Annotated in this window: 12 protein-coding genes and 1 pseudogene; 4 read left to right on the top strand and 9 right to left on the bottom strand. The window is 52.0% G+C overall.

The features are described 5' to 3' along the window. Nucleotides 1–142 precede the first annotated feature (142 nt). The 4 genes from FAH67_RS10635 (at nucleotide 143) to FAH67_RS10650 (ending at nucleotide 4,662) form a co-directional block, all read left to right on the top strand. Nucleotides 143–1,084: a FecCD family ABC transporter permease gene (locus tag FAH67_RS10635; protein ID WP_003680371.1), complete on the top strand. Its 942-nt coding sequence runs from the start codon at nucleotides 143–145 to the stop codon at nucleotides 1,082–1,084. 46 nt (nucleotides 1,085–1,130) lie between these two features. After that, the gene (locus FAH67_RS10640) at nucleotides 1,131–1,856 is read left to right on the top strand and encodes an ABC transporter ATP-binding protein (RefSeq protein WP_003680370.1); all 726 of its coding nucleotides are present in this window, start codon (nucleotides 1,131–1,133) and stop codon (nucleotides 1,854–1,856) included. A 275-nt stretch (nucleotides 1,857–2,131) separates the two neighbouring features. Then, nucleotides 2,132–3,952 carry a heme anaerobic degradation radical SAM methyltransferase ChuW/HutW gene (hutW, locus tag FAH67_RS10645; RefSeq protein WP_003680368.1) on the top strand — a complete coding sequence of 607 codons (1,821 nt, stop codon included), beginning with the start codon at nucleotides 2,132–2,134 and terminating at the stop codon, nucleotides 3,950–3,952. Nucleotides 3,953–4,044: 92 nt separating this feature from the next. Beyond that, the gene (locus tag FAH67_RS10650; protein WP_003680367.1) at nucleotides 4,045–4,662 is read left to right on the top strand and encodes an NAD(P)H-binding protein; all 618 of its coding nucleotides are present in this window, start codon (nucleotides 4,045–4,047) and stop codon (nucleotides 4,660–4,662) included. Between the two features lie 155 nt (nucleotides 4,663–4,817). Here the strand turns inward: FAH67_RS10650 and aroG are convergent, their stop codons facing one another. The 9 genes and pseudogenes from aroG to FAH67_RS10700 form a co-directional block, all read right to left on the bottom strand. Further along, complete coding sequence (gene aroG / locus FAH67_RS10655) at nucleotides 4,818–5,861, bottom strand: 3-deoxy-7-phosphoheptulonate synthase AroG (RefSeq protein WP_003680363.1); 1,044 nt, start codon at nucleotides 5,859–5,861, stop codon at nucleotides 4,818–4,820. A gap of 292 nt (nucleotides 5,862–6,153) precedes the next feature. Further along, nucleotides 6,154–6,450: pseudogene (locus FAH67_RS10665) on the bottom strand (subtype B tannase); the annotation flags it as partial. A 248-nt stretch (nucleotides 6,451–6,698) separates the two neighbouring features. Next, nucleotides 6,699–8,198 carry a surface lipoprotein assembly modifier gene (locus FAH67_RS10670; protein ID WP_208648191.1) on the bottom strand — a complete coding sequence of 500 codons (1,500 nt, stop codon included), beginning with the start codon at nucleotides 8,196–8,198 and terminating at the stop codon, nucleotides 6,699–6,701. A gap of 119 nt (nucleotides 8,199–8,317) precedes the next feature. Next, nucleotides 8,318–8,689, bottom strand: a complete 372-nt coding sequence (locus FAH67_RS10675) for a hypothetical protein (RefSeq protein WP_039863839.1) — start codon at nucleotides 8,687–8,689, stop codon at nucleotides 8,318–8,320. Nucleotides 8,690–8,861: 172 nt separating this feature from the next. After that, nucleotides 8,862–9,557: a M48 family metallopeptidase gene (locus FAH67_RS10680; RefSeq protein WP_039863843.1), complete on the bottom strand. Its 696-nt coding sequence runs from the start codon at nucleotides 9,555–9,557 to the stop codon at nucleotides 8,862–8,864. 65 nt (nucleotides 9,558–9,622) lie between these two features. Then, nucleotides 9,623–10,354: a lysophospholipid acyltransferase family protein gene (locus tag FAH67_RS10685; protein ID WP_003680357.1), complete on the bottom strand. Its 732-nt coding sequence runs from the start codon at nucleotides 10,352–10,354 to the stop codon at nucleotides 9,623–9,625. A gap of 71 nt (nucleotides 10,355–10,425) precedes the next feature. Continuing rightward, nucleotides 10,426–11,004 carry a D-glycero-beta-D-manno-heptose 1,7-bisphosphate 7-phosphatase gene (gmhB, locus tag FAH67_RS10690; protein ID WP_039863836.1) on the bottom strand — a complete coding sequence of 193 codons (579 nt, stop codon included), beginning with the start codon at nucleotides 11,002–11,004 and terminating at the stop codon, nucleotides 10,426–10,428. An 11-nt stretch (nucleotides 11,005–11,015) separates the two neighbouring features. Then, the gene (locus FAH67_RS10695; RefSeq protein WP_003680353.1) at nucleotides 11,016–11,468 is read right to left on the bottom strand and encodes a DUF7832 domain-containing protein; all 453 of its coding nucleotides are present in this window, start codon (nucleotides 11,466–11,468) and stop codon (nucleotides 11,016–11,018) included. A 93-nt stretch (nucleotides 11,469–11,561) separates the two neighbouring features. Further along, nucleotides 11,562–12,803, bottom strand: coding sequence for an aromatic amino acid transporter (locus tag FAH67_RS10700; protein WP_003680352.1), 1,242 nt, complete (start codon nucleotides 12,801–12,803; stop codon nucleotides 11,562–11,564). Nucleotides 12,804–12,859: the final 56 nt, after the last annotated feature.

A 12,859-nucleotide genomic window follows, 5' to 3' on the forward strand; every position in this document is an offset into this window, starting at 1 on the left:
ACGCGCCTGTTTTGAAAAACCTGTCTGATTTTTGTTTTCAGACGGCCTTGATTTGTTCCTTCTTGTTGAGGAGGAAGTAAAACGGCTGTCTTAAAAATGCCGTCTGAAACCGTCCCTCAATCCGCTTCAACCGCATGATGTCATGAAACCGCATACCCTTACTCTCTGCCTGCTGCTTACTGCCGCCGCCGTTTATTTGTGCTGCGGCATCGGTTTTGGTGCGTGGGAGTCGCCGTTGGCGATGGATGAAACCGTCCGCCAAATCCGTTTACCGCGCATCTATACCGCGCTTTTGGTCGGAGCCGGTTTGTCCGCTTCGGGTGCGGCATTGCAGGCTTTATTTGAAAACCCGCTGGCCGATCCGAGTTTGATCGGGACGTCGGGCGGGGCGGCCTTAGGCGTGATTGTGTTATTGGCTTTGGGCGGCGGCGCGATGGGTGTGCCGGCGGCGGCTTTTCTCGGTGCATTGGGTGTGTGCCTGCTGATTTTGGCGGTGCACAAACTGCTCGGCGGCGGTACTTTGGGATTGCTGGTGTTGGGGTTTGTATTGAGCGCGTTTTCGGGCGCGGTGGTCAGCATGATTTTGTTTTTGTCTGACGATTTGGTATTGCGCAGCGCAACCACATGGCTGTCGGGCAGCCTTGCCGAAGCCGGTTTCTCATCGCCTGTCGCGGCAATCGCGGTCATGTTGCCCGGTTTTCTGATTTTGTTGTCCGCAGGCAGGCGGCTGGACGTTTTGATGACGGGGGAAGACACGGCTGCCAGTATGGGGGTATCAGTTGGGGCATTGCGTGTGCAAGCCGTAATCGGCGCGGCATTGATGACGGGGGCGGCGGTATCGCTTTCGGGCATCATCGGTTTTCTCGGCATGATGATCCCCAATGTGCTGGCGCAAACCGTCGGTGGCAGCCGCCGCAAACTGATTGCTCTGTCGGCTTGGTTGGGCGCAGTGTTTTTGATGGTGGTGGACGGCGCAGCGCGCTGGCTGACATACCCTGTCGATCTGCCGGTCGGTATCGTGATTGCCTTATTGGGCGGACCGTTTTTTATGTATTTGTTTATCAAGCCTTTGAAAAGCCGTTGATGCCTAAACAGGCCGTCTGAAACTTCATTGCCCCATATCTTTTGCCATGCACACCTTATTTCAAATCTGTAATCTTTCCGTCCGCGTCCAAGACAAAACCCTGCTTGAAATCGATCAACTGGATATACCTTCGGGCATGACTGTCATTATCGGCCCGAATGGCGCAGGCAAATCTACTTTGCTGCGGGCCTTAATCGGGCAAACGGGGCAGGGGGGAGTCACGCTTTTCGGTGAGGCCGTTGCGTCGCAAATCCGTGCGGGCAGGGTGGCATGGGTCGGGCAGCATGGCCGTTACAACATGCCGATGACCGTACGTGAATACATTGCGTTGGCGTCATTCGTACAAAAAGGCCGTCTGAACCATGAGTGGGCGGACGAGTTACTCGATTATTTTGATTTGACGGTGTTGGCGGATAAGCGTATCGGCAAGCTTTCAGGTGGCGAGCAACAACGCGCCAACATCATCCGCGCCCTGTTGCAAAACGCGCCGGTCTTGCTTTTAGACGAACCGTGCAACCATCTCGATATCCGCCACCAACACCGCCTGATGCAGTATTTGGTCGGGCATTCAAACCGTGCTTCATCAATGATGGTATTGCACGATTTAAACCTCGCCGCGCGTTATTCAGAACATATTATTTTGATGAATAAGGGAAAAGTCGTTGCATCAGGCAAGGTGGGCGAAGTGATGCACCCAGACTTGCTTGAATCGGTTTATGGTTGGCAGATACGCCGTTGCGAAGATGAGGCAGGGTTTTATTTCAGAAGCTGAGCGCCAACAGGCCGTCTGAAAAACGATAAAGAAAATTTATTTTATCGTTCAAAAATGAAACGAGATGGGAGGATGTTCCCGACTTGAAGAAGCAGATTTTGCACATTTCACAAATAAAATGCCGATTTCCATCAAATAGAAATACATTTAATTATTTATAGAATACAATATTTTAAATATAATACTGATTTTTAATTACGTAAAAATATTGACAAGAAAATGATGATGGTTATTTAATATATAAATCCTGTTAATAACTTTTATTAATCATTATCATGGTACAGCAGCTTGTTTGGACTCCGAAACAATCCGCGCCCAAGGCATTTCCCGAACGTCAGGCATTAATGCCCGTTTGGGGCGGTGTTCCAATGCCGCGTCCCCAGTGGCAGAACATTTGGAAGAAAAAGCTTCCCCATGCCACGGATGTGGACGCGCTTGCTTATCTGCATATTCCATTTTGCGCCAACCATTGCGTTTTTTGCGGCTTCTACCGTAATGCGTGGAAGGACAGCCAAAGCAGCGTGTACACCGACAAAATTATCGAAGAAATGGCCGCTGAATCCGAAGTCCGTACAGGTAAGGGCAAAATCCGAGCTGTTTATTTCGGGGGCGGTACGCCGACCGCGTTGCTTACGGAAGACCTCGTCCGCCTGATTCGTGCCTGCTACCAATATTTGCCGCTTGCCGAAGATTGCGAGTTCACCATCGAAGGGCGCATGAGCCATTTCGATTTGGAAAAAGCAAAGGCCTGCATCGAAGCAGGGGCCAACCGTATTTCCATCGGCGTGCAAACCTTCAATACCGCCATCCGCCGCCGTCTCGGCCGCAAACACAGCGGCGACGAGGCGTTTGAATATTTGGCAAAACTATGCGAACTCGATGCCGTGATTGTGGCCGATTTAATGTTCGGTCTGCCCAATCAAACCGATGACGTTTGGCAAAACGATATTGCCCGCGCCGCCGAGCTGCCGCTGTCCGGTTTGGATACGTACGCGTTCAACCTTTATCCCATGCTGCCCATCAACCGCATGATTGAAAAAGGCGCATTTCCGACACCGCCGGGTTTCGACATTCAGGCAGACCAATATGCCTACACGGTTGAAACACTGCTGGAAAAAGGCTGGGAACAGGTCAGCAACAGTCACTTCGCCTATCCCGGCCGCGGCGAGCGCAACCGCTACAATACCCTGATCAAATCCGATATTCCCTGTTTGGCGTTCGGCTCCGGCGCAGGCGGTAACTTCGGCGGTTTCAGCTATCAGGTGCAGGGCGATTTGGAGAGCTATCTCGCTACGCCGAAAGACGAGAAAAACATCGCGTTTATGAGCGGCCATAGTCCAAATAAAGCACTGCTCAGCAAAGTTCAGCACGATATTGAAACAGGCCGTCTGAATCCATTATTGTTTGACGGCAACAAAGCAGCGCAAAAGCTGATTGCCCAATGGCAGGAAATGCAGCTTTTTAAAGAACCCGATTCAGACGGCCTGATCCGTTTGAATACCAGCGGCCGTTATTGGTCGCCCACCCTTATCCGCAAACTCATGCTCACTCTTCCGACTCAAGAAAAGGATCAAACCATGCAAAAACTTTCAGCCGAACAACAAACCATGTTGCGTCAATCATTGGAAAAAAATCCCGGCCAAGTGCTGGAAATGCTGGCCGCGCAAAACCAATGCAGTTTTGAAGACGTTATCCGCTGTCTGCCGGAAGAGAATGTGCGCCAAACCGAAGGCAGCCGCATAGTCGAAATCCTCCAAGCCGTTTCCGCATGGGATGAATCCGTTACCTTCATCGCCCACACCCCCGATGCCATCGTCGAAGTCAGCGGCAAACTGCCTAATGGTAAAGTCGGCCGCGGTTTCTATAACTTTGACCATCCTGAAACCGACGGTGGCGTACACGGCCACATCTACTATGAAAACTGCGCCACCATCTACCTTTTGGAACGCCCGTTCATGGGTAAAGCCACTTGCTCGCTCAACTTTATCAACCGCAACGGCGGCGCTATGTTTAAAATTTTTGTCGGCCGTGATGAAGCAGGCGAGTTGAAACAACACCAAATCGAAGCCATGCGCAAATTGTTTGATGCCGCTTAAACGGTTTCAGACGGCCTGATAATCCGTTCCTTGTTGCATAGAGGAGCGGATTCTCTAACAACAAACATCTACCATACAAAGGAACCCCAAATATGCAACTCATCTTCGGAGCCAACGGCCCATCCGGCCGCGCCTATATCCGCACATTGACTGACTCAGCAGATATCGTTGCCGTATTGAGAAGGCCGCCTGAAGACAGCTTTTTTGCCGAACACAATATTCAAACCGTCGTCGCCGATGCGCTTGATGCCGACGCGCTCGATAAAGCGTTGGCACAATATCGTCCCGATACCGTGATCAGTTTTGTCGGCGGTAAAAACAAAGAGGGTATCCGCAGCGATGCGCTGGGCAATATCAACATCATTGCCGCTACGAAAGCCGCCAATCCGCAAGCCCGCTTTGTACTGATTACCAGCATGGGTTGCGGTGAACAATGGGACATGATGAGCGAGCCGTTCAAACAGGCACTCGGCGAAGCCGTCCGTGCCAAAACAGAAGCCGAAATCTATCTCAAACAAAGTGGTTTGAATTGGACCATCTTGCGTCCATGCGGCCTTGCCGATGGCGAAGATAATGCCTATACCTTGACACAAAATGCCCAAGAAATTCCGCAAAAATACATAACGCGCAACGGCTTGGCCGCCGCCGTTGCTGCCATTGTCGGCCAAGCGGACAGCAAGGGCGAAACGTATAGCGTTGGTGCGGCATAAACGGATTGAGTAGGCCGTCTGAAACTGTTTTTTAATTGTTTCAGACGGTCTGATTTTTTTAACATACTGTTTTTATTATAAATATTAGAAAAGAAATTAAAATAACCGGCACAAAAAAGACCGGAATATATCCGGTCTTTTTAATGGTTTCGCACTTACGCTTGGTAACCTTTCGCTTCGGCAAGCAGGGCCAGCAATTCTTCAGTTGTATCCCAACCGATGCAGGCATCCGTAATACTTTGACCGTAAACTTCAGGCTTGTCTTGACGGCCTTCAACCAAGTGACTTTCCACCATCACGCCCATGATGTTTTCTTCACCGGCTTTCAGCTGCGCCGCAACATCGCGCGCTACATCCATTTGTTTGCGGAAGTCTTTACGGCTGTTGGCATGGCTGCAGTCCACCATCAGTTTGCTGCTCACGCCGGCTTTTTGAAGCTGCGCAACCGCGTCTTTAACGTGTTCCGCGCTGTAATTAGGCTCTTTACCGCCACGCAAAATCGCATGGCAGTCAGGGTTGCCGCTGGTGTGGACAATCGCAGAATGACCGGCTTTGGTTACAGACAGGAAGTGGTGCGGATGATTGGCGGCGCCGATGGCGTCGATGGAGATTTTCAGATTGCCGTCCGTACCGTTTTTAAAACCGACAGGGCAGGAGAGGCCGCTGGCCAATTCGCGGTGTACCTGGCTTTCAGTCGTACGCGCACCAATCGCGCCCCAAGAAATCAGGTCTGCGTAGTATTGCGGCGTAATCATGTCCAAGAATTCAGTTGAAGCAGGCATGCCCATCTCGTTCAAAGTCAGCAACAACTGACGCGCTTGGCGCAGACCGTAGTTGATGTCAAACGTACCGTCCAAGTGCGGATCGTTAATCAGACCTTTCCAGCCAACGGTTGTACGCGGTTTTTCAAAATACACGCGCATTACAATCAGCAGCTCTTTCTCATATTTTTTGCGCAAGGGCAGCAATTTTTGCGCATATTCAACCGCCGCCTTAGTATCGTGAATCGAGCATGGGCCGATGATGACCAGCAAACGGTTGTCGCGGCCGTGAACCAAATCCGAAATCTCATGACGTGTTTTATAAACCAAATTGGCGACCTGAGGCGTAACAGGCAGCTCATACAAATGGGCGATTGGAGGGAGTAACTCTTTGACTTCTTTGATCTTAATATCGTCGGTAGGGTGGTGTTGGGACATGATGAACTCTCTTGTTTATTTTTGATACAGGTTACAGGTTTTAGCGGAATTAAACAAGGCTTAATTTTTTATTTTAGCAATTTTATTCTAAAATTTCTTTATTTTAATTATTTTATGGAATTTAAAATTAGTTTATTTATATAAATTAGAATTTAATTCTATTAAAAGTTTCATTTATATAATAAAGGGCTTTGAGCTTTTATCAAAATACAGGCCGTCTGAAAAGGTTTAGACGGCCTTTCTTTAATTAAAACGGGATACCAAATCTCATCTCAATCTATGTTGTGAACGCTTATTTTGCAGAGCTACTGACTTGTTTCATCCAGGCAAACAGTTCGTCCAAGTCATAATCGCCGCCGTGTCCGACATCCCAAGGCAGGGCGTAGTCGACGGTCTGGCCGTTGTTTTGCAGTTTGGCGGCTAAGACGGCGGAAACTGCCAGTGAGGTGTCGCGGTCGTTGGTACCGACACGGATGCGCCAGTTTTGCGGCAGGTTCACGCCCGGTTTGCCGATGTAGTTGAGCGGGTTCATGATTTTGATGGTTTTTTCATCTGCGATTTCGGCGTTGGCGGCGGTGTTGTGCTGAAGAGGTGAACAGATATGATAACCAATACCAAGGCCGTCTGAAACGCTAAGTCGGGTTTCAGACGGCCTGATTTTTTTGTAACGTTATGTAGTGTTGTGCGTTACGTTGTAAAGTAATATTGGCTTAAATTTCATCTATTTGATAAATATAAATTTAATAAGACATTATGCCTTAAAAAATCTATTGATTCGGTATCTGTAAAAGTTTGAATCTGCCTTGTAAATCAGTATGCAGGACAGGCATTTTTACTTTATCCACAGATTGGTTCTACTTGGCAGAACGTTTTGCTCAATTCGACAAACATTTTGGTTTTGCCATATTCGTAGAACTTGTCGTTGCTCCATGTTTTGTTGTGGGCAATGGTCAGGCGCGGGGTGATGCCTTTGAAATGGAGGGCGCGGTGCCATACGCTCAGGGAGGCGGAGGCTTCTTTGTCGCGGCGGTTTTGTTCGTTGCTGAAGAGGCTGGGGCCTTGGTAACGGCGTTGGGCGGCGCTGAGGCGTAGGACGGTAGAGAGGCCTTTGGGCCATTCTTGTCCCCATGTGGTGCGCAGGGCATAGCGGTTGAAGCTGTCGCTTTTGTCGTCGCGGTTGCGTTCGCGGTAGAGGTCGATACCGGCTACCCAGTATTGGCGCGCGTTGCGGTAGTACACGATGGAGTTGCTGAGTAGTTGGCTGGTATTGTTGGAATGCTCGCGGCGGCTGTTTTTCAGACGGCCTGCTTCAAATGCGCTGAGGGTTTGCAGCTTTGGTTGCCACCAATGGTTGTAGTGGAGGCGTGCGCCGTTGGTGTAGGTGTAGGGGTCGTTGCCGTAGAAGCGGCGTTCGTGGAACGGGGTTATGCCGATATCGCTGCGCTGGTCGGCATAGCCGATGCCTGCCGAGAAGCGTGTGGTGAGGTCGTTGTAGTTGGTGTGTTTGGGGTAGATTTTGCCGTAATGGTCTGCGCCTGCCGTGGCATAGAAGCCGTGTGGCAGCGACCATTTTTTTTCTGCGCCGATTTGATAGTGGATGGCGGTGGCATCGATGGGTTCGGGGAATGTCCAGCCTCGGAAGCAGTCGTCGTTAGGATGGATAAGGCGCTCGGCGCGGCATTGTTCATCGCTCAGGTGGTTGCCCAGACGGCGTTGGCCGGGGGCTTGGTTGATGTTTTGTTCGCGTGTGATGTTCAAGCCGGCATTGAATTGCCATGAGTCGCGTTCGCGCAGGGTTTTGCGGTATGTTTCGATGCGTTCTTGCAAGGCAGGCGGGAGGGATTCGGTTTGCAGTTTGTCGAACTGGTCGGCTGCGGCTTCGTTTTGTTTGTCTTCAAACAAGGCGGTCGCAAGCTGCCAGCGGACGGCGGAGGCATCGGGCTGCTCGGCGATAAAGCGGCGGTAATGGCCGATGGCTTCGGCAGCTCTCCCTTCGGATTGGGCAAGCAAACCTTTGGCATAGCGTGCCATGGCGCGGTCGTGTTCAGGCCATTGTTCGTAAATGGGCAAAACGGCTTTGATGCCGGGGATATTATGGGCGACGACGGCGGAATACATGGCGCGTGCCAGTAATTCGGTATTGGCAAGCAGGGTGTCGGCATCGACGTTGATGATTTTTTCAGACGGCCTGTTTGTCTGCTCGGCAGGGATGTTGTGCGTTTCGGGTTGTTGGGGTTCGGCAGTGTTGACTTGAAGCTCGGGTTTTACATCAGGCGGTACATCGGCGGCGTGAAGGGAAAGGGGAAGGATGGCGAGGAGGAGCAGACGTTTTTTCATGGCAATGTTTGGGATGTTATCGGTATAAGTGGTCAGATTGTACAATGTTTTGAGTCGGAAATTTTGCAAACCGAGTGCCATTTTATCAGATAAAGACGGCCTTTGTTTGCGAGTCGGATTTAGTTTTTGTCCAAGTCCAAATCGGCTTTGTATTCGATACGGCCTTGGCCTTTGTCTTCGATGGAAACGTCCAGCTCTTGTTTACCGCGTTTGAATTTCAGATCGGCATCGTCGCGTTTGATTTCAGACTCGACCACATGGAAACCTTTGCTGCGCGCATGGGCGATCACTTTTTTGGCCAAGGAAGGAATGGAATTGCGTCGGGCGGAAAGTTCGGCTTCGTATTCAAATTCGCCGTCGTCTTGATGATCGGCTTTGATGGTGTGCGCACCATCCGGACGGTAGATTTCGGAAGGCAGTGGGGAGGCGAATGCCGTGGCGGAGAAAAGAGCCAAAATGCCGGTGGCCAGTAACGATTTTGCTTTGGTCATCGGTTTTCCTTTCTGAAAAGTGTTTTGAGAAAAACATCATCTTATCGGCATGCCTGAAGGGCGGCAAGCGGATAAACTTGATTTTACGTGCGGCTACATGATTTGTTTGGAGGATGTTGATTCTGTGCTTTGGGCTGGTGTTTGCTTGCAGAAAAATGCTGCCGGATAAGACTTAGCCGAGTCGGAACAATTCGCTGCCGTGCTCCTTCAGCCATTGTTCGGCTTGGTCGACATGCGGCGTGAGCGAGTGGGTCAGAGTCCAAAATGCAGGGCTGTGGTTGGGATGGCGTAGGTGGGCGAGTTCGTGCAGGCAGACGTAGTCGGCGACATATTCGGGTGCGCCGATGAGCCGCCAGTTGAGGCGGATGCCGGTGGTGTGGCGGCAAACGCCCCAGAAGGTTTTGGCGTTGGAAAGGGAAATGGCGCTCGGGGTCAGGCGGGTGGTTCGGATATGGCCTTCGAGGCGCGGCAGCAGATATTCGTGCGCACGCTCGTGCAGGAAGCGGCGTAAATGGGTGAGTTGGGCGGAGGTTTCTTTTTCGGGCAACAGGATTTCAGACGGCCTGATTTGGATGTGGTTTGCCGTGTGGACGGACAAGGCCGTCTGAACGCCTTGATACCAAATCCATTCGGGAAGCGCGTCGGTAGATGTTTGTCGGGCCGGTGTTTTGTTTAAGGTACGGCGCAGGATGGCTTCGTTGTCGTTCAGCCATTGAGTAAAGGTGCGCTGGGTAACAAACGGAGGGATGTTGATGCTGACGGTATCGGCGGAAACGGGGCGCAAGATGAGGTTTTTCTTGGCGCTGCGTTTGAGCTGGATATGAATGGTGAGGCCGTCTGAAAGGGTGTGGGTATGGAGGCGGAGCATGATATTGATGGAAATATTGGACGGCATGGAAAGGGCGGGCATCGCGGCCCACCCGATGGAATGATTTATTTGGTGTTGGGCGCGAACGGGCCTTGTCCGGTAATCAGGGGCTGTTGGCTTTCAATCCATTGCTCGCATTGGGCCATGAGTTCGGCTTCATTGCCGTTGTTGTGGGTAATGGGTTTGCCGATGATGACGCTGACCGTGCCGGGGTATTTGAGGAAGGAATTTCGCGGCCAAAACTCGCCGCTGTTGAGCGCGACGGGGACGATGTCCATCTCGAACATTTTTGCCATGCGCGCGCCGCCGAGCTTGTAGCGGCCTTTTTCACCGGGTGGCAGGCGTGTGCCTTCGGGGAAAATGGTAATCCAATAGCCTTCGTTTTTACGCGCAAGGCCTTGTTCTAAGAGTTGTTTGTTGGCTTCGCCGCGGTTGTTGCGGTCGATGCCGATGGTTTTGACCAGCTTCAAGCCCCAGCCGAAGAAAGGGATTTTGAACAATTCGCGTTTGGCAACATAGACTTGCGGCGGAAAAATTTCTTGCAGGGCGAGGGTTTCCCAGCCGCTTTGGTGTTTGGCGCAAATGATGGCAGGGTGGTCGGGAATGTTTTCCGCACCGCTTAAGGTGTAGTTCAAACCGATGATGTGCTTGAGCGACCAGTTGAGGATGCGCACCCAAATTTGCGCCATTTTGTGTGCTCCGCCTTGGAAGGGCAGGGCAAGCAGCATAAAGGGGAACAGCAAAATAATGCTGGAGGAAAGGATGAACCAGTAAATCAGGTTGCGGATAATCAGCATATCGGGGAAAAGTCTGTCGTTTGAAGGCCGTCTGAACGCCGTTGTCGGCAGTTTTCAGACGGCCTTGTTGTTTATAGGATGGCTTGCGCGGCTTCTTCGATTTGTGTGTTTTCACGCATGATGTATTGCGAGAAAGCCAGCAGGTTGTCGAAGACTTGGGTGTGTTCGGGCAGGTCTTGCTCGTGTTTGGCCAGCGTTTTTTTGCCTTTGCCGGTCAGGACGAGCGCGGATTTGCCGCCTGCGGCATCAATGGCTTGCAGGTCGCGCAGGCTGTCGCCGACCAGCCAGGTTTCGGCGGCATTGGCCTTGAAGCGTTCAATAATGTCGATAATCATGCCGGGCTTGGGTTTGCGGCATTCGCAGTTGTCGACGGCGGTGTGTGGGCAAAACCAAATGCCGTCGATGGTGCCGCCTGCTTGAACGGCAAGGCGGTGCATTTTCGCGTGCATTTCGGTCAGGTCTTGCACGGTAAAGTATTTGCGGCCGATACCGGATTGGTTGGTGGCTACGGCGATGGTGTAGCCTGCCTGCGTTAAAAAGGCGATGGCATCCATGCTGCCTTCGATGGGAATCCATTCGTCAACTGATTTGACGAAATCGTCGCGGTCTTGGTTGATGACGCCGTCGCGGTCAAGGATGATGAGTTTCATGGTGTGGACTCTTATTTTTCTGCTTTCAAACTGCTTTTCCATTTTTTAAAGGCCGTCTGAAAAACGGATGTCAGTTTGGCGAAGGTTTCTGGGGTATTTTTGACGTGGTAGAAGCCGCCGAGCGAGGGTGTGTCGAGGGCGAGGACGTAGTCTTCCATAAATGCGCCGTAGCCGTCTTCTTCGTCGGTGTAGTAGAACTCGGTAAACCGTTGGCCGAGTTCGGTAAAGTCGTCCGCCGTCAGTGCGCCGTCCATGTGTTTGAGCAGGAAGTGCCGTCCACTGATTTTGCCCGAGGTTATGGCGGCGAAGTCGGCTGCGGTTTCGGGGGCGGTTTGCCAGACGGGGTTGACGAGGCCTGCCTGCACCGCCCACTGCCAGTACATGCCGATATGAGTGGCGGCGTTTTCGGGCGGGAGCTGGTCGGGGTAGTCTTCGTCGAGATGGAAACGGATATTGTCGTACATGGACGGTGTTCGTTGGGGGAAAGGGGGTATTGTAGCGGAAAATAATGAATTAGGCCGTCTGAAAGAGGGTGTTTCAGACGGCCTTAAGGGAATTTAACCTTTAAATACGGGAACAAGTTCCATTTGGCTCAGTATTTGGGCGGCAATGTTGATGATGCCGAAGAGGAAGACCCAAACCATCAGCCAGAATCCGCCGTAAACTTTGTAGTTTTTGCCGACGCCGAATTTATGGCGCGAGCGGTAGAGAAGCATGGCTGGGATGATGCCTGTCCAGATGGTTGCGGCCAGGCCGACGTAGCCGATGGCGGTAACGAAGCCGGTGGGGAAGAGCAGGCAGGAAATTAGGGGCGGAAGGAAGGTCAGCGCGGCGGTTTTGGTGCGGCCGGAGATGCTGTCGTTCCATTTGAAGATGTCGGCGATGTAGTCGAACAGACCTAAGGTTACGCCTAAAAACGAGGTGGCGATCGCCATATAGGAAAACAGGGTCAATATTTTGTCCATATTGCCGGTTTGGGCGAATTTGGACAGGGTTTCAATCAGGACGGACACTTGCCCTTCGGCGGCAATCACGGGGGCGAACGCGTTGCGCGGCAGGTTGCCTTGGATGGCGATTTGCCAGAGGACGTAAATCACCAGCGCAATCAGTGTGCCCGTCCAGATGGATTTCGCCACTTTGGGCGCGTCGCCTTTAAAGTATTTGAGCAGGCTGGAGACGTTGCCGTGGAAGCCGAAGGAAGCGAGGCAGACGGGCAGGGCGGTGGCGGCGTAAATCCAGTAGTTGGTGCCGACGGGGGCTTGGGTGTCGAACAGGACGGGCATTTTGGCATCGGCAATTAGGCCGCCGGTTGCCCAAATAAAGGTTAATACCATGCCGCCGATAAGGACGCCGGTGAAGCGGTCGACCAAGCGTGCGGATGCCCATACGCAAAAGGCGAGGATGCCGAAGAAGACGAGTTGGCCGACGGTGAGCGAAATTTCGCCGCCTACCGCGCTGCCGATGCCTTTGGCGGTCAGGTCGCCGCCGACGAAGATGTAGGCGTAGGTGAGCAGGTATAAAACGAAAGCGACGGCAACGCCGTTGATGACGTTCCAAGCCGGGCCGAGCAGGTCTTTAACCATGGTGTCGAAGCTGGCGCCGTGCGGATAATGGGTGTTGACTTCCAAAATCATCAGGCCACTGGAGAGCATGGAAAACCAGGTGTACAGCAACACGACCAGCGAGCCGGCAAACCATACGCCGGATGTGGCGGTCGGGTTGGCAAGCATGCCTGCGCCGATAACCGTACCGGCGATAATCATCGCGCCGCCGAATAGGGAAGGGGTTTTGGTTGACATTGTTTATCTTTCTTCTAGAAATGCGTGGCTGTCATTATGCCGTAAAGTGTAAGAAA

The sequence above is a fragment of the Neisseria flavescens genome, from assembly GCF_005221285.1.
GTDB lineage: Bacteria > Pseudomonadota > Gammaproteobacteria > Burkholderiales > Neisseriaceae > Neisseria > Neisseria flavescens.

Bases quoted from the DNA above. Each gene is read 5' to 3' on its own strand.
- FAH67_RS10635 (WP_003680371.1), top strand. From the start codon at position 143: ATGAAACCGCATACCCTTACTCTCTGCCTGCTGCTTACTGCCGCCGCC.
- FAH67_RS10640 (WP_003680370.1), top strand. From the start codon at position 1,131: ATGCACACCTTATTTCAAATCTGTAATCTTTCCGTCCGCGTCCAAGAC.
- hutW (WP_003680368.1), top strand. From the start codon at position 2,132: ATGGTACAGCAGCTTGTTTGGACTCCGAAACAATCCGCGCCCAAGGCA.
- FAH67_RS10650 (WP_003680367.1), top strand. From the start codon at position 4,045: ATGCAACTCATCTTCGGAGCCAACGGCCCATCCGGCCGCGCCTATATC.
- aroG (WP_003680363.1), bottom strand. From the start codon at position 5,861: ATGTCCCAACACCACCCTACCGACGATATTAAGATCAAAGAAGTCAAA.
- FAH67_RS10670 (WP_208648191.1), bottom strand. From the start codon at position 8,198: ATGAAAAAACGTCTGCTCCTCCTCGCCATCCTTCCCCTTTCCCTTCAC.
- FAH67_RS10675 (WP_039863839.1), bottom strand. From the start codon at position 8,689: ATGACCAAAGCAAAATCGTTACTGGCCACCGGCATTTTGGCTCTTTTC.
- FAH67_RS10680 (WP_039863843.1), bottom strand. From the start codon at position 9,557: ATGCTCCGCCTCCATACCCACACCCTTTCAGACGGCCTCACCATTCAT.
- FAH67_RS10685 (WP_003680357.1), bottom strand. From the start codon at position 10,354: ATGCTGATTATCCGCAACCTGATTTACTGGTTCATCCTTTCCTCCAGC.
- gmhB (WP_039863836.1), bottom strand. From the start codon at position 11,004: ATGAAACTCATCATCCTTGACCGCGACGGCGTCATCAACCAAGACCGC.
- FAH67_RS10695 (WP_003680353.1), bottom strand. From the start codon at position 11,468: ATGTACGACAATATCCGTTTCCATCTCGACGAAGACTACCCCGACCAG.
- FAH67_RS10700 (WP_003680352.1), bottom strand. From the start codon at position 12,803: ATGTCAACCAAAACCCCTTCCCTATTCGGCGGCGCGATGATTATCGCC.